This is a genomic window from Micromonospora sp. WMMD1076, from assembly GCF_029581475.1.
GTDB classification, from domain to species: domain Bacteria; phylum Actinomycetota; class Actinomycetes; order Mycobacteriales; family Micromonosporaceae; genus Micromonospora; species Micromonospora aurantiaca.
On the sequence record NZ_CP120862.1, the window covers coordinates 331205 to 347117 of the forward strand.

Below are 15913 nucleotides of genomic sequence, written 5' to 3' on the forward strand. Positions count from 1 at the left end.
CAGCGCTCCGGCCGCCGCCCGTGTGCGAGCGGCCGGAGTGACGCGCCCCGGTCAGACGTCGACCGGCGACGGCGCGGTCAGGTTGGCCCGGGCGAACTCCAGCGACTCCCGCAGGTCCGCCTCCCGGACCGCGCGGCTCTTCGCGCCCCGGGTGGTCACCTCCACCGCCACCGAGCCGGTGAACCCCCGCCCGGCGAGCGAGCGCAGCATCTCCGCGCAGGGCTGACCGCCGCGACCGGGCACCAGGTGCTCGTCGCGCCCCTCGCCGGTGCCGTCGCCCAGGTGCACGTGCGCCAGCCCGGAACCCATCCGGTCGGCCATCGCCATCGCGTCGGTGTGCGAGGCCGCGCAGTGCGACAGGTCCAGCGTGTACGAGGCGTACCCGATCTCGGTCGGATCCCAGCCCGGCGCGTACGGGACGAACTGCCGCCCGGCCATCCGCACCGGGTACATGTTCTCCACCCCGAAGTGCACGCCGCCGAACTGCCCGGCGATCGTGTCGAGCCCGTCGGCGAAGGTGCGCGCGTAGTCACGCTGCCAGGTGAACGGCGGGTGCACCACGACGGTGGGCGCCTCCAGCGTCTCGGCCAGTTCGGCGGCCTTGCGCAGCCGCTCCCACGGGTCGGGGCTCCACACCCGCTGGGTGACGAGCAGGCACGGGGCGTGGACCGACAGCACCGGGACGCCGTAGTGCTCGGCGAGGCCGCGCAGCGCGCCCGCGTCCTGGCTGACCGGATCGGTCCAGACCATCACCTCGATGCCGTCGTAGCCGAGCTCGGCGGCGAGCTGGAACGCCGCCGCGGTCCGTTCGGGAAAGACCGAGGACGTGGACAGGAGCACCGGAACGCGGTAAGTCACACCTCCGAGGGTAGCTCCAACCGCCAGCGAGCATCGGGACGAGCAACCGCAAAGCAACCCAGAGCGCTCGTACTGTCACATCGGCGCGAGCTGATCCAGCCGGCGCAGGATGACGCCCTCCCGCAGCGCCCACGGGCAGATGTCCACGCAGTCCACGTCGAGGCGGCGCATCACCGCCTCCGCCACCACAGCACCGGCGAGGAGCTGGTGGGCCCGCTGCGCGCTCACCCCCTCCAGCTCGGGCAACTGGCCCGGCGGGATGTGCCTGATGAACCCCAGCACCTGCCGCAGCCCGGTACGGGTCAGGCTGCGGCGCGCCCACAGACCCGCACCGGAGGGCGCGGCACCGGCCAGCCGGGCCAGCGTGCGGAACGTCTTCGAGGTGGCGACCGGACGCTCCCAGCCCACCGCTGTCAACTGCTCGACCACCGGGTCGAGCTGCGCGTCCACGTACGCCCGCAGTTCCTCCACGGCCTCGGCCGACGGCGGCGCCGCGCCGGCCGGATCGACAGCGAGCCGCTCCCGGCTGAGCCGCCCCGCGCCGAGCGGCAGCGAGATCGCCACGTCCGGGTGCTCGTCGATGCCGGCGGCCAGCTCCAGCGAGCCGCCGCCGATGTCCATCGCCAGCAGCCGCCCGGCGGACCAGCCGAACCACCGCCGCACCGCCAGGAACGTCATCCGCGCCTCGTCCGCGCCGGAGAGCACCTCCAGGCGTACGCCCGTCTCGTCGCGGACGCGCGCCAGCACGTCGGCGGCGTTCGTGGCGTCGCGGACCGCGCTCGTGGCGAACGCCAGCAGATCCTCGGCGCCCAGCCCGTCAGCCGCCGCCCGTGCCATGCCGACCGCCTTGACCAGGCCGTCCGCGCCGCCGGCGGTGAGCGCGCCGTCCGGCCCGATCTGCTCGGCCAGCCGCAGCACCACCTTCTCCGAGTGCGCCGGCCAGGGATGCGCCCCGTGGTGGGCGTCGACCACCAGCAGGTGCACCGTGTTGGAACCGACGTCGAGGACACCCAGTCGCATGGGGAAGACCATAGGGCCAACACGTTTCGTCGGCTCGGCGGCCGGGCGGGGTCACCGCGCGTACGCTGGTCCGAGTGACAGGGCAGATCGAGCTTCACGTGCTGGTGGACGACCCGGAGGACCCGCGCAGCCGCGAGGTCGGGCTGGACTTCCCACGGGAGTGGATCGAGTTCGTCGACCCGGCCGACGCGAAGCACGTCGTCCGCGCCGACCTGACCTGGCTGCTGTCCAGCTGGACGTGCATCTTCGGCAAGGGCTGCCACGGCATCATCGCCGGGCGGGCCGCCGACGGGTGCTGCTCGCACGGCGCCTTCTTCACCGACTCCGACGACGAGAAGCGCGTCCGGGCCGCGGTGAAGCGGCTGACGCCGCAGACGTGGCAGCACTTCCGGCGCGGGTTCAAGAACTGGACCGAGAACGACACGGTCGACGGCAAGACGCCGGCCCGGCGTACCGCCACCCGCGACGTGGACGCCCCGTGCGTGTTCCTCAACGACGCCGACTTCGCCGGTGGGGGCGGCTGCGCGCTGCACGCCCAGGCGCTGCGCGACGGGGTGCACCCGCTGGAGTACAAGCCGGACGTCTGCTGGCAACTGCCGGTACGCCGCGACCAGGAGTGGCACAAGCGCCCGGACAACACGAAGGTGCTGATCTCCACGCTGGCCGAGTTCGACAGGCGCGGCTGGGGCGCCGGCGGGCACGACCTCGACTGGTGGTGCACGTCCTCCACCGACGCGCACGTCGGCGCCGAGCCGATGTACGTCTCGTACGGGCCGGAGCTGACCGCGCTGATCGGTGCGCCCGCGTACGCGAAGCTGGCCGAACTCTGCGCCGCCCGACTGCGCCAGGGTCAGATCGCCCCGCACCCCGCAAGCGAGTGAAGGCCGGCACCCCGTTGGTTCGGGTGCCGGCCTTCTCACTGTGTCTTACTTACTTGTTCCAGTGTTCGGCGACGAGGTCGGCGGCCTGCTTGAGGCCCTTCAGGAACGCCGTGGTCGAGTACTCGGTGTCGGTGATCTGCTCCACCGTGCCCCAACCGGAGGAGGGACGCTGCTGGAACAGGCCCTGGATGGGGCCGGGGATCAGGGCTCGAACTTGTAGCCCAGGCCGCGGACCGTGACGATGTAGCGGGGCGCGGACGGCTCCGGCTCGATCTTGGAGCGCAGCCGCTTCACGTGCACGTCCAGCGTCTTGGTGTCGCCCACGTAGTCGGCGCCCCAGACCCGGTCGATCAACTGGCCCCGGGTGAGCACCCGCCCGGCGTTGCGCAGCAACAGCTCCAGCAGCTCGAACTCCTTGAGCGGGAGCTGCACCCCGGCGCCGCCGACCGTCACCACGTGCCGTTCGATGTCCATCCGGACCGGGCCGGCGGCGAGCGTCGGCGCGCCCGTCTCGTTCGACTCGGCGCTCTGCCGGCGCAGCACCGCCCGGATGCGGGCGACCAGTTCGCGCGGCGAGTACGGCTTGGTCACGTAGTCGTCGGCGCCGATCTCCAGGCCGACCACCTTGTCGATCTCGCTGTCCCGCGCGGTGACCATGATGATCGGCACGTGCGAGCGCTGGCGGAGCTGCCGGCAGACCTCGGTACCGGACATCTCCGGCAGCATCAGGTCGAGCAGCACGATGTCGGCGCCGGTCCGGTCGAACTCGGTGAGGGCGGCGGGGCCCGTCGCGGCGACGGAGACCTCGAACCCCTCCTTGCGGAGCATGTAGGACAGGGCGTCGGAGAACGACTCCTCGTCCTCGACCACCAGTACGCGGCTCAACGGGTGTTTCCTTTCCTGTGGTCAGACCTGCCGGAGCTCGGCCGGGCCGGCCTCGATCCCAGCGGAGGCGAGTGTCGCCTCCAGGTCGTCCGGGGGGCGTGCGGGCAACCGCAGGGTGAACGTCGACCCCCCACCAAGAGTGCTCGACACGTCCACCCGGCCGCCATGGTTGCTGGCGATGTGTTTGACGATGGCCAGGCCCAGGCCGGTGCCGCCGGTGGACCGGGAGCGGGCCTGGTCGGCCCGGTAGAAGCGCTCGAAGATCCGGTCGACCTCGTTCGGGGCGATGCCGATGCCCTGGTCGGCCACGGCGATCTCGACGTGCTCCTCGGTGCCGGTGACAGTCACCCGGACCGTGGTGTCCTCGCCGGAGTAGTTGATCGCGTTCTCCACCAGGTTCGCCACAGCGGTGGCGAGCTGGCTGTCGCTGCCGTACACGGTCAGGCCCCGCTGCCCACCCACGGCGATCTCCACCCGGCGCGCGGTGGCCGCGGTGCGGGTGCGGTCGACGACCTCGGCGAGCACCCAGTCCACCGAGACCGGCTCGGGCGCGGGCTGCGGTTCGGCGCCCTGGAGGCGGGTCAGTTCCAGCAGTTCCTGCACGAGGCGGCCGAGCCGGGTCGACTCGTGCTGGATCCGTTCGGCGAACCGCCGCGCGGCGACCAGGTCCTCGGACAGGTCGGGCGCGCCGTCGGCGGCCGGCTCGGTGGCGTCGACGAGCGCCTCGGCGAGCAGTTGCAGCGCGCCGATCGGCGTCTTCAGCTCGTGGCTGACGTTCGCGACGAAGTCCCGGCGTACCCGCGCGAGACGGTGCGACTCGGTGACGTCGACCGCCTCGATCGAGACGTAGCCGGAGCCCAGTCCCATCGCCCGCAGGTGCACGCCGAGCGGGTTGTCACCGCCGCTGTCGCGGCCCCGGGGCAGGTCCAGCTCTATCTCGCGCCGCACGCCCGTGCGGCGGACCTGCCCGGCGAGGGTACGGATCAACGGGTGCGCCGCGATCGACCCCGGCGTCGCCCCGGTACGGAGCAGACCCATCGCCCGGGCGGCGGGGTTCACCAGCACCGGCACGTCGTCCGGGCCGAGCACCACCACGCCTGCGCGCAGCGAGTCGATCGTCTTGCGGCCGAGCCCGGATAGGCCCCCCTGCTGGTCGTCCGGAATGGTCGTCCTCCCTGCGTCACGACGGACGAGCCCGCCGCCCCGCGACGCCCGGCGGCGCCGCCATTCGTCAACGGGTCCGGACAGCAGCGCCCCGGCGACCAGCCCGGTCACCAGCGCTCCGGCCACCACGGCGGCCACCGCCCATTCCACCCGGCGATCGTAGGGTCATTGTTAACCCTGAGATCGGGCACAAGGGGACGAACCACTCTCGCTTTCGGCAAAGTTCACCTGCGGGCCCCGCGTCGTTCATCCGCGTTCACCCTGGTGCCGACCGTTCGGCCTAGCGTGGGGCGCGCACCTGCTCCTGCCGTACCCCATGGGGTGGCGGCCACCGACCCCAGGAAGTGACGATGCGCGACGAGTTCCGGGCCGACCTGCAGATTGTCAGCCAGTTGCTGGTGGACATGGCCGAGGCGGTACGCGCGGCCATGCGCCAGGCCACCAAGGGGCTGCTCACCGCCGACCGGCCGGCCGCCGAGACGGTGATCGCGCGGGACGCCGAGATCGACGAGCTGTACCGGCACGTGGAGGAGCGGGTCTGCGACCTGCTGGCCCGGCAGGCGCCCGTCGCCTCCGACCTGCGCGCCATGATCACCGCGCTGCACGTGGCCGCCGACCTGGAGCGGATGGGCGACCTGGCCGACCACGTGGCCAAGACGGCGCTGCGCCGGCACCCCTCCCCGGCGGTGCCGGCGGAGTTGCGGCCGGTCTTCACCGACATGGCCGGGATCGCCGACCGGATGGCCGAGAAGATCGGCTCGGTGCTGGCCAAGCCGGACGCCGACGTGGCCGCCGAACTGGACCGCGACGACGACGCGATGGACGACCTGCACAAGAGCCTGTTCGGTGTGCTGCTCGGCGACGACTGGCCGTACGGGGTGGAGACGGCGATCGACGCGACGCTGCTGGGTCGCTTCTACGAGCGTTTCGCCGACCACGCGGTGAACGCGGGCGAGCACGTGGTCTACCTGATCACCGGTTCCACGTCCGCCTGACCCCCGCCCCGCATGCAAGGAAGGGCCCCTTGTTAACACCGCGGTGTTAACAAGGGGCCCTTCCTCTACCGCAGACGTTAATAAGGGGCCCTTCCTTACACCCAGGTCAGCGGCCCTGGTTGGCGACCGCGGCGGCGGCGTCCTTGGCGGCCTCCGGGTCCAGGTACGTCCCGCCGAGCACCTGCGGACGCAGGTCGGCGTCCAGGTCGTAGCGCAGCGGGATGCCGGTGGGGATGTTCAGCTTGGCGATCGCGTCGTCGGAGATCTGGTCGAGGTGCTTGACCAGGGCGCGCAGCGAGTTGCCGTGCGCGGCCACCAGCACCGTCCGGCCGGCCAGGATGTCCGGCACGATCGAGTCGTACCAGTAGGGCAGCATCCGGTCGACGACGTCCTTCAGGCACTCGGTGCGCGGCATCAGCTCGGTCGGCAGCAGCGCGTACCGGGGGTCGCCGACCTGCGACCACTCGTCCGCGTCGTCGATCGGCGGCGGCGGCGTGTCGTACGAGCGGCGCCAGAGCATGAACTGCTCCTCGCCGTACTCGTCGAGGGTCTGCTTCTTGTTCTTGCCCTGCAGGGCGCCGTAGTGGCGTTCGTTGAGCCGCCACGACCGGCGCACCGCGATCCAGTGCCGGTCGGCGGCGTTCAGCGCCAGTTCGGCGGTGCGGATGGCCCGGCGCAGCAGGCTCGTGTGCACCACGTCGGGCAGTAGGTCGTGCTCGCGCAGCAGTTCGCCGCCGCGCCGCGCCTCGGTCTCCCCCTTGGCGGTCAGGTCGACGTCGACCCAGCCGGTGAAGAGGTTCTTGGCGTTCCAGTCGCTCTCGCCGTGCCGCAGCAGGACCAGCGTCCCGACGGTGGGCCCCTCGCTCGCAGTCATGCCGATCATCCTGCCGTACGGCGTGGGCGGACACGCGGCGACCTGTGGTGACGACCACCACGTGGAAAACCTGATGACCACGGCTCCGGCCCGGCACTAGGTTGTAAGGCGTCTCAAAGATATTGGTCATTACCGAACGGGGGACGTCGGGATGCGGACGGTACGGGGCTGGTTCCAGGACACGGCGGGTGGCCTGCCACGGACGTTCTGGTACCTCTGGGCCGGCACGCTGATCAATCGGCTCGGCTCGTTCGTCCTGATCTTCCTGGCCATCTACCTGACCCAGGAACGCGGCTTCTCCGCCTCCCAGGCCGGCCTGGTGATCGGCCTCTGGGGTGCCGGCGGCGCGGTCGGCACCACCATCGGCGGCACCCTGACCGACCGCTGGGGACGACGGCCCACGCTGCTCACCGCGCACGTCGGCGCGGCGGGCATGATGATCGCGCTGGGCCTCGCCCGTCCGCTCTGGGCGGTGGCAGTGGGCGCGCTGCTGCTCGGCGCGTTCGCCGAGGCGGCCCGCCCGGCCTTCGGCGCGATGATGGTCGACGTCGTGCCGGACAAGGACCGGCTGCGCGCCTTCTCGCTGAACTACTGGGCCATCAACCTCGGCTTCGCCTGCGCCGCGGTGCTCGCCGGCTTCGCCGCCCAGGGCAGCTACCTGCTGTTGTTCCTGGTGAACGCGACCACCACACTCGTGACCGCGCTCATCATCTTCGCCAGGGTCGGCGAGACCCGGGGCCCGGTCACCGCGCTCCCGGTCAAGGGGATGCCGGCACCGGCCGGCGCGCTGCGCACCATCCTCGCCGACCGGGTGTTCCTCGGCTTCGTCGCACTCAACCTGCTCGCCGCGCTGGTGTTCCTCCAGCACATCTCGATGCTGCCGATCGCGATGGGCGACTCCGGGCTCAGCCCGGCCACGTACGGCTCGGTGATCGCACTCAACGGCGTGCTCATCGTGGTCGGCCAACTCTTCGTGCCCCGGCTCATCAAGGGTCGCAGCCGCTCGCACGTACTGGCCCTCGCGGCACTGGTGATGGGTGCCGGGTTCGGGCTCACCGCGCTCGCCGACACGGTCTGGCTCTACGGCCTGACCGTGCTGATCTGGACCGTCGGCGAGATGCTCAACTCACCGTCCAACGCCACCCTGATCGCGGAGCTGTCCCCGGCTGCGCTGCGCGGGCGTTACCAGGGCGTCTTCTCGCTGTCCTGGCAGCTCGCCGGGGCCGCCGCGCCGATCCTCGGCGGCGTGGTCCGCGAGCACGCCGGCAACAGCGCGCTCTGGCTCGGCTGCGCGGGCATCGGCGTCGTGGCGGCGGTCGCCCACCTGATCTCCGGCCCGGCCCGGGAACGCCGCGCGGCCACGCTGCGCACAGTGGGCACGCCGGTCGCGCCGGTCACCGTCACCGCCTCCCCGGCGCCCGAGTCGGCCGAGGCCGCGGCGACCGCACCCGCCGAACCGATCCGGGCCGGTTCCTGAGTACGCCCCGGCGCGACCGCCCCGAGGCGGGTGGATACGGTACGGGAAGGTATCGGTAAGGAAACCTTCCTGGAGGACTGGTGCACGGCCTGCGGCGCTGGTGGGACGACACGGCCGGCGGACTACCAGCCACGTTCTGGTACCTCTGGTCCGGCCTGCTGATCAACCGGGCCGGTGCGTTCGCGCTGCTGTTCCTGTCGCTCTACCTGACCGCCGCGCGGGGCGCACCGCCGTCGCTGGCCGGGCTGGTGGTCGGCGCGTACGGGATCGGCGGCGCGGCCGGCACGCTGCTCGGCGGCGTCCTGGCCGACCGGTGGGGACGGCGGGCCACGCTGCTCGCCGCCCACCTGACCGCCGCCGGGCTGATGGCGGCGCTGGCGTTCAGCACGCACCTGGCGGTGATCGCCGTACTCGCCACGCTGGTCGGGGTGGCGCACTCGATGCCCGGCCCGGCGTTCGTGGCCGCCATCGTGGACGTGGTGCCCGAGGCGCGCCGCTCCCGCGCGTTCAACCTCCAGTTCTGGGCGTTCAACCTGGGGATGGCGGTGGCCTCGCTGCTGGCCGGCATCCTCGCCGAGGCGAGCTTCACGGCACTGTTCCTGGTCGACGCCGGAGCCACCCTGGCGGCTGCGGTGGTGATCGCGCTGAAGGTGCCGGAGACGCTCACCCGGCGGCCGGCGCTCACGCCGCAGGCGGTGGTGGGACGCCGTCCCGGGCTGCACACCGCGCTCACCGACCGCACGTTCCTGGTGTTCGCCGGGCTGACGTTCCTGCTGGCCGTGCTGACCATGCAGACCTCCACGATCATGCCGCTGGCGATGCGCGCGGACGGCCTGCGCCCATCGGCGTACGGGCTGGTGGTGGCGCTCGGCGGGGCGCTCATCGTGGCCGGGCAACTGTTCGTGCCCCGGCTCATCGAGCCGTACCGGAAGTCGAGCGTGCTGGCCGTCTCCACCGGCCTGATGGCGCTCGGGTTCGGCGCGCTCACGGTGGCCGACCGGCTGCCGCTCTATCTCGGCGCGGCGGTGGTCTGGACGGTCGGGCAGATGCTCGCCGCGCCGCCGAACGCGCAGATCAACGCGGACCTCGCGCCACCCGACCTGCGTGCGCGCTACCAGTCGGTGTTCTACCTGACGTTCCCGGCCGCGTCGTTCGTCGCGCCGGCGCTCGGCGGGCTCAGCCTGGAACACCTGGGCGAGCGGCACTGGCTGGTGGTGGGCGCGCTCGGCCTGCTGGCCGCCGCCGGGCACCTGCTCGCCGGGCCGCGCCGGGAGCGGCGGGTCGCCGCGCTGCGGGCCGCGGCGGCGGAACCGGTCAGGGCCGCTCACTGAGGGCCCGGAACAACGGCAGAGCGCCCACCCCGACCCCCGTCGAGATGGGCGCTCGTACCGTACGCCCGGCGGCGGCGGGCGACACTCACCCCCGTAAGCGTCGCCCGCTCGCGCCGCCGGTTCCACGGGTGGCACCGTCCCCCAACGGCGTGCTCCACCCGATCTTCGCGTCTCGCCTGCGCGGATCTGATCGATCCACCGCTCCCCCGAACGTAAACAAGCGTGACGCGGTGCAATAAAGTTAGTTCGCCCGGATTCCGGATTCAACCCGGATCGCTGTCTTGCCCGTCACAGCGCCCGTGTCGGAAACCCGGCTGCCCGTGCTGTGGTCCCTGGGATGGCAAACACCGGGTTCCCGGGGTCCATTCCCGTAAACCTCAGCCGTCCTCACGATTCGGGTTCTCGGTCCGGAAGAAGTTGCTCTGCCGGCCGTCCCGCAGCTGCTCCTGGTAGATCAGGTTCAGCCGTCGCAGGTCGAACGTGCGGAACCAGTCGTCCCAGGTGATCTCGCGGATCCGGCTGCTCTCCCGGTACCCGGGGATGTTGAACGTCAGCACCCCGGCCCGGCCCTCGCGCTCGGTACCCGCGATGGTGGCGGGCTTGGCACCCCGTGCCCGCGCCCAGCGCTGGATCACCTCGTGGTTACGGGTGACCAGGCTCCGGCCCGGACGCTCCGGCCGGTCCGCGAGCGACGTGATGAGCTGCGACGATCCGATCGACCGGCTGGACGCCGGCCCACGGGTCGGCGCCGCCTGCGCCCGGGCGGACGACGTCTTCCGAGCCGGTGCCGCCTTGGCGCGCGAAGGAGCAGCCTTCGCCCGCGACGGAGCCGCCTTGGCGCGCGACGGGGCAGCCTTGGCGCGCGACGGAGCCGCCTTCGCCCGAGCCGCCGTCGCCTTCGCGCGGGACGAGGTCGCCTTCGCGCGGGCGGGCGCCGCCTTGCGCGTACCCGTCGCCTTGGCCCTGGCACCGGTGGCACGTGCGGCCGGCGCGGCCTTGGCCGGCGACGTGGCGCTGCGGCGGGCCGACGTGGTCCGCTTCGCCGCAGTGGTCTTCTTGGCGGCGGTGCTCTTGCGGGTCGCCGACGGACGGCCGGCCGGGCCGGTGCTCCGCCGGGCGGAGCCGCCCTCCCCGCGCATGGTCCGCGCCAGGGTCTTCACCAGTTCCGGCTTCCGCAGCGCGGAGATCCCCGAGATTCCGCGCCGCTTGAGCTGGCTGCGGAGGTCGTCGACCTTCATCCGGGAGATCGCCGACTCCGACACCCTCGGGGTGTTCGGCGTCTGATTGCCGGTTTGCCGCTTGGTCCGGGTCGCAGTCGTGCCGCGACCTGAGCTGTTGCGCTGAGCCATGGGACACGCTCCTCGACAGTCCGTCCTCGGCCCGCGGTGGGTCCCAGTGCTCCGCACCGCGCGGGGCGGCATACCCGTCAGGAGGGCTCCGAACCTCCGGCGGACGATCGGGCCGTGGCCGAGGGCTCGAAGAGGTGCGCGAACGCGGCCAGGTTGGCTGTCGACTCACCGCGCTTGACCCGCCACTCCCACTCCCGGCGGATGGCGGTGCCGAAGCCGATCTCCAGCATGCTGTCGAACGACTCGTCGGCGTACGTCAGCACGGAACCGAGCAGCCGGTCCAGCTCGTCGGCGTCGATCCCGGCCAGGTTGACCCGCCCGGTCAGGTAGACGTCGCCGACCGAGTCGATGGAGAACGAGACGCCGTACATGCGGGCGTTGCGCTGGAGCAGCCAGGCCCACAGCTCCTCGCGGCGCTCGTCGGGCTGCCGCATCACGAACGCCTCGACCCGCAGCGCGTGCTCACCCACGATCAGGTTGCAGATCGTCTTGAGCTTGTGCGTGCCGGGCAGCGTCACCGCGTACGACGCCTCGCCGGTGGACTCCCACTCCAGCTCACGCTCCGCGCAGACGGACTCGATCAGCGCGGCGACCTCACTCCTGCGGCTCATCGCACCCACTCTACGACCGGCGTACCGGGGCCGCCCGGTGGCCGATCACCAGGAGCACAGCAGGGCCGGGTCGCCGCACCGCCGCGCCAGCCGGGCCCGGTGCTCGGTGACCGCCTCCCCGTAGACCGCGAGCAGGCCGGAGGCGGTGCGGTGCCAGGAGAAGTCCCGGGCGTGCCGCTCGGCGCCCGAGCCCAGCGCGGCACGGCGTACCCGGTCGGGCAGCAGCCGGGCCAGCGCGCGGGCCCAGTCGACCGGGTCGTGCCCGTCGATGAGCATGCCGCTGACGCCGTCGCGTACCGCTGTCACCAGGCCGCCCACGGCGGCGGCCAGCACCGGTGTGCCGCACGCCTGGGCCTCCAGCGCGACCAGCCCGAACGACTCGTTGTGCGACGGCACCGCGACCAGGTCCGCGGCCCGGTAGAGGGCGGGCAGGTCCGCGCCGGTCTGCGGCGGGAGGAAACGCACCCGGTCGGCGATGCCGAGCGCGTGCGCGAGTTCGATCAGTGCGGTGGGCCGGTCCAGGCCGGTGCCGCTCGGACCGCCGCAGATCACCACTGTCAGCTCACCGGCCAGCGCCGGATCCCGTTCGCGCAGCGCGGCGGCGGCGCGGACCAGCACGTCCGGCGCCTTCAGCGGCTGGATCCGGCCGACGAACGCGACCACGTACCCGTCGGCCGGCAGGCCGAGCCGGCGGCGCGCGGCCCGGCTCGCGGCGTCCCGGTCGCCCGCGGCGGGACGGAACCGGTCCAGGTCGACGCCGGGCTCCACGACCGCCACCCGGTCCGGCTCGGCCGCGTACCGGTCGAGCAGGTCGCGGGCCTCCACCCGGGTGTTGGCGACCAGCCGGTCCGCCTCGGTGACCACCTGCTCCTCGCCGATCACCCGGGCCTTCGGCTCGGGACGGTCCCCGGCGGCGAGGCGGGCGTTCTTGACCTTGGCGAGCGTGTGCGCGGTGTGCACCAGCGGTACGCCCCAGCGCTCCTTGGCCAGCCAGCCGACCTGACCGGAGAGCCAGTAGTGCGAGTGGATCAGGTCGTAGTGGCCCGGCGGGCGGGCCGCCTCGGCACGCAGCACCCCGGCGGTGAAGGCGCAAAGCTGACCCGGCAGCTCCTCCTTGGTCAGCCCTTCCAGCGGCCCGGCGGTGACGTGCCGGACGGACACGCCGGGTGCCACCTCGACCACCGGGGGCAGGTCACCGGCGGTGGCACGGGTGAAGATCTCCACCTCGACGTCGGCTTCGGCCAGCCGCCGGGCGACCTCCAGGATGTAGACGTTCATGCCGCCCGCGTCGCCGGTGCCGGGCTGGTGCAGCGGCGACGTGTGCACCGAGAGGGTGGCGATACGGCGGGGCCGCGGCCACGGAAGGGCACCTCGCTGACGACCGACACCGGTGTGCAAATCCGCCACGTCCGCTCCCTCTGTCACGGTTGATGCCGTCCCGCACGACCGGCGCTTCTCGGTCAACCCGTGTGCCGGATGTCATCTTCCCCATCGGGGTACGGAAATGCTTTCCGCCGGGTCTCGGGCGTGACGGACCTCATCCCGCCGCCCGGCCCGGCGACGGGAGACAATGACCGGATGACTTCAGTCGCCATCGTCACCGGGGCGTCCAGCGGGATCGGCGCGGTCACCGCCCGCCGGCTCGCCGCCGAGGGATTCCACGTGCTGGCCGCCGCCCGGCGTACCGACCGGCTGGCCGCGCTCGTGGCGGAGATCGAGGCGGCCGGCGGCGCGGCGACGGCGGTGGCCTGCGACGTGACCTCGGACGAGTCGGTCGCCGGCCTGGCCGCCGCCGCCGAGGCCGCCCCCGGGCCGGTCACGCTGCTGGTGAACAACGCCGGCGGCGCCCGCGGCCTGGACCCGGTCGAGACGGCCGACGTGGGCGACTGGCAATGGATGTACGACGTCAACGTGCTCGGCACGCTGCGCGTCACCAAGGCGCTGCTCCCGGCGCTGGAGCACTCCGGCGCCGGCACGATCGTGATCGTCAGCTCCACCGCCGGGCACGTGGTCTACGAGGGCGGCGGCGGCTACACGGCCGCCAAGCACGCGCAGACCGCGATCGCCGGCACGCTCCGGCTCGAACTGTGCGGGCGCCCGGTCCGGGTGATCGAGATCGACCCCGGCATGGTGAAGACCGAGGAGTTCGGCCTGGTGCGCTTCGGCGGTGACACCGACCGGGCCGAGGCGGTCTACGCCGGAGTCGCCGAACCGCTCGTCGCGGACGACGTCGCCGACTGCGTCGCCTGGTGCGCGACCCGCCCGCACCACGTGAACATCGACCGGCTCGTGGTCCGCCCGCTGGCCCAGGCCGCGCAGCACAAGGTGCACCGGACGTCCTAATGGAGCGTCCGCTCGGCGTGGCCACCCGGGGCACGACGAACCCCAACCGGCTCCGGCGGGTGGACAACTGGATCGTCGGGACCTGCGGCGACGCGCTGCGCGCCGCCGCCGACCCGCTCGTGGTGGACCTGGGCTACGGCGCCACCCCTGTCACACCCGTCGAACTGCGGGCCCGTCTCGCGGCCGGGGTCCGCCCCGACGTGCGGGTGGTCGGCCTGGAGATCGATCCGGTACGCGTGGCCGCCGCCCGCCCCGCCGCCGACCCGCCCGGGCTGACGTTCGCCCGGGGCGGCTTCGAGCTGGCCGGACTGCGTCCCGCGCTCGTGCGGGCGTTCAACGTGCTCCGCCAGTACGACGAGAGCGAGGTGGCCGACGCCTGGCACACGATCACCGGGCGGCTCGCGCCGGGCGGGTTGCTGGTCGAGGGCACCTGCGACGAACTGGGGCGGCTCGGCTCCTGGGTGCTGCTCGACGCCACCGGCCCGCGCACGCTCACACTGTCGGCGAAGCTGACCACGCTGGAGAGCCCTGCCACGCTCGCCGAGCGGCTGCCGAAGGCGCTCATCCACCGCAACGCGCCGGGTGAACGCGTCCACGACCTGATCGAGGCGCTGGAGCACGCGTGGCGCTCGGCCGCCGGCTACGCCCCGTTCGGCCCTCGGCAGCGATGGCTGCGGACGGTCGAGGCGGCGAAGGGGTCAGGCTGGCCGATCCAGGACACCCCCCGCACGTGGCGCCACGGCTACCTGACGCTCCCCTGGCCCGCCGTAGCCCCCCGCTGACCCACCGCCCCGCCCTCCCCGCCCCCCGTCAAGCCCTCACGGCGCGTGATCTTGCACTTGCCGCCCCGGCAAAACGCCCTGAACCGCACGCCCCGAGGGCAGGAAGTGCAAGATCGCGGGGGTGGGGCGGGGCCGGGAGGGGCGCGGGGGCTGCGGGGGCGCGGGACGGGGGAGGTGGCAGGGGGTCAGATGGTGCAGTTGATGAGGACCGGCTCGGGGTGGAGGGTCACGCCGAAGCGGGACTCCACGCCGTCGCGGATCTCGCGCGCCAGCGCCACCAGTGCGGCCGTACTGGCGGTGCCGGAACGGTTCGTGAGCGCCAGCGTGTGCTTGCTGGAGATGGCGACGCCCTCCGGGCCCTCGTACCCCCTGCCGAACCCGGCCTTGTCGATCAGCCACGCCGCGCTGACCTTCACCGCCCCGTCGGCGCCCGGCCAGTTCGGCGGCTCCCCCAGGTCGGCGGCGTGTTCCCGTACCTGCTCGAACACCTCGCCCGGCAGCACCGGATTGGTGAAGAACGAGCCCACCGACCAGGTGTCCGGGTCGGCCGTGTCCAGCACCATGCCCTTGCCGGCGCGCAGTCTCCGCACGGTGGCGCGGGCGTCGGCGAGCGGCACCCGGTTCCCCACCTCGACGCCGAGCGCCCGGGCCAGCTCGGCGTAGCGGACCGGGCCGGACAGCGGGGACCGGGTGAGCCGGAAGTCGACGGTGAGCACCACCCAGCGGTCGCTGTACTTGAAGATGCTGCCCCGGTAGACGAACCCGCACTCGGCCGCCGGGATCCGGACCACCCGGCGCTCCGTCCGGTCGTACGCCTCGACTGCGACGATCGTCTCGGCGACCTCCTGGCCGTACGCGCCGACGTTCTGGATCGGGGTCGCGCCGGCCGATCCGGGGATGCCGGAGAGGCACTCCAGCCCGGACCAGCCGCGCTCGACGGTGGCTGCGACGAGGTCGTCCCACGGCTCGCCGGCTTCGACACGTACCGTGACGGTGTCGCCGTCCTCGGCGACGGTCCGGAACCCCCGGGAGCGGACGAGCACGACGGTGCCGGGGAAGCCCTGGTCGCCGATCACGACGTTGCTGCCGCCCGCCAGCACCAGCACGGCCTGCTCTCGGGCTTCCGCTTCCTGCACCTTCAGTACGATCTGGGTGGCGTCCTCGGCGGTCTCCAGCCGCCCGGCGGGTCCGCCGAGCCGGAGCGTGGTGTAGCGCGCCAGGGTGGCCGGATCGGTCGGTTCACCGGCAGTAGCCGGTTCGGCGTAGACGTCTGACACGCCTTTCACCCTAGGCTGAGGGGTAGCCGGAGCACCCACTGGTGGCCCGGTCACCCCCGGGAGGAT

General features: G+C 72.9%; 15 protein-coding genes. 6 read left to right on the forward strand and 9 right to left on the reverse strand.

From position 1 onward, the window contains the following. Window positions 1-51 precede the first annotated feature (51 nt). Together O7622_RS01750 and O7622_RS01755 are read right to left on the reverse strand one after the other, a co-directional pair. Window positions 52-858 carry a sugar phosphate isomerase/epimerase gene (locus tag O7622_RS01750; protein WP_282311553.1) on the reverse strand — a complete coding sequence of 269 codons (807 nt, stop codon included), beginning with the start codon at window positions 856-858 and terminating at the stop codon, window positions 52-54. A 75-nt stretch (window positions 859-933) separates the two neighbouring features. Then, window positions 934-1878 carry a Ppx/GppA phosphatase family protein gene (locus O7622_RS01755; protein WP_282311554.1) on the reverse strand — a complete coding sequence of 315 codons (945 nt, stop codon included), beginning with the start codon at window positions 1876-1878 and terminating at the stop codon, window positions 934-936. A gap of 74 nt (window positions 1879-1952) precedes the next feature. On the opposite strand from O7622_RS01755, the gene O7622_RS01760 reads away from it, so the two are divergent. Then, on the forward strand, window positions 1953-2759 hold the full coding sequence (locus O7622_RS01760; RefSeq protein WP_282311555.1) for a hypothetical protein: 807 nt from the start codon (window positions 1953-1955) through the stop codon (window positions 2757-2759). 201 nt (window positions 2760-2960) lie between these two features. Here O7622_RS01760 and O7622_RS01765 read toward each other — a convergent pair whose 3' ends face one another. Both O7622_RS01765 and O7622_RS01770 read right to left on the reverse strand, forming a co-directional pair. Further along, a complete protein-coding gene (locus tag O7622_RS01765) occupies window positions 2961-3644 on the reverse strand; it encodes a response regulator transcription factor (RefSeq protein WP_030272198.1) in 684 nt (227 codons plus the stop codon). 21 nt (window positions 3645-3665) lie between these two features. After that, entirely contained in the window at window positions 3666-4958 is a 1293-nt protein-coding gene (locus O7622_RS01770) for an ATP-binding protein (protein ID WP_282311556.1), read from the reverse strand. Between the two features lie 200 nt (window positions 4959-5158). Between O7622_RS01770 and phoU the strand changes: the two genes are divergently transcribed. Then, complete coding sequence (gene phoU / locus O7622_RS01775; RefSeq protein ID WP_282311557.1) at window positions 5159-5803, forward strand: phosphate signaling complex protein PhoU; 645 nt, start codon at window positions 5159-5161, stop codon at window positions 5801-5803. 106 nt (window positions 5804-5909) lie between these two features. On the opposite strand, the gene O7622_RS01780 is transcribed toward phoU, so the two are convergent. Beyond that, window positions 5910-6677, reverse strand: a complete 768-nt coding sequence (locus tag O7622_RS01780) for a phosphoglyceromutase (protein WP_135242194.1) — start codon at window positions 6675-6677, stop codon at window positions 5910-5912. Between the two features lie 151 nt (window positions 6678-6828). Here O7622_RS01780 and O7622_RS01785 point away from each other — a divergent pair, with 151 nt between their 5' ends. Both O7622_RS01785 and O7622_RS01790 read left to right on the forward strand, forming a co-directional pair. Further along, the gene (locus O7622_RS01785) at window positions 6829-8154 is read left to right on the forward strand and encodes an MFS transporter (protein WP_282311558.1); all 1326 of its coding nucleotides are present in this window, start codon (window positions 6829-6831) and stop codon (window positions 8152-8154) included. Between the two features lie 80 nt (window positions 8155-8234). Further along, on the forward strand, window positions 8235-9485 hold the full coding sequence (locus O7622_RS01790; RefSeq protein WP_282311559.1) for an MFS transporter: 1251 nt from the start codon (window positions 8235-8237) through the stop codon (window positions 9483-9485). A gap of 377 nt (window positions 9486-9862) precedes the next feature. Here the strand turns inward: O7622_RS01790 and O7622_RS01795 are convergent, their stop codons facing one another. The 3 genes from O7622_RS01795 to mshA all read right to left on the reverse strand — a co-directional run bounded on the left by O7622_RS01795 (window position 9863) and on the right by mshA (window position 12852). Continuing rightward, entirely contained in the window at window positions 9863-10834 is a 972-nt protein-coding gene (locus tag O7622_RS01795) for a hypothetical protein (protein ID WP_282311560.1), read from the reverse strand. Window positions 10835-10911: 77 nt separating this feature from the next. Beyond that, entirely contained in the window at window positions 10912-11445 is a 534-nt protein-coding gene (locus O7622_RS01800; protein WP_282311561.1) for a YbjN domain-containing protein, read from the reverse strand. 45 nt (window positions 11446-11490) lie between these two features. Further along, the gene (mshA, locus tag O7622_RS01805) at window positions 11491-12852 is read right to left on the reverse strand and encodes a D-inositol-3-phosphate glycosyltransferase (protein ID WP_282311562.1); all 1362 of its coding nucleotides are present in this window, start codon (window positions 12850-12852) and stop codon (window positions 11491-11493) included. Window positions 12853-13023: 171 nt separating this feature from the next. Between mshA and O7622_RS01810 the strand changes: the two genes are divergently transcribed. Both O7622_RS01810 and O7622_RS01815 read left to right on the forward strand, forming a co-directional pair. Then, the gene (locus O7622_RS01810) at window positions 13024-13788 is read left to right on the forward strand and encodes an SDR family NAD(P)-dependent oxidoreductase (protein ID WP_282311563.1); all 765 of its coding nucleotides are present in this window, start codon (window positions 13024-13026) and stop codon (window positions 13786-13788) included. Beyond that, complete coding sequence (locus O7622_RS01815; protein WP_282311564.1) at window positions 13788-14570, forward strand: class I SAM-dependent methyltransferase; 783 nt, start codon at window positions 13788-13790, stop codon at window positions 14568-14570. The genes O7622_RS01810 and O7622_RS01815 overlap by 1 nt, the downstream gene beginning before the upstream one ends. Window positions 14571-14755: 185 nt before the next feature. Here O7622_RS01815 and O7622_RS01820 read toward each other — a convergent pair whose 3' ends face one another. Next, window positions 14756-15847, reverse strand: a complete 1092-nt coding sequence (locus tag O7622_RS01820) for a UDP-N-acetylmuramate dehydrogenase (RefSeq protein WP_282311565.1) — start codon at window positions 15845-15847, stop codon at window positions 14756-14758. Between the last annotated feature and the right edge of the window lie 66 nt (window positions 15848-15913).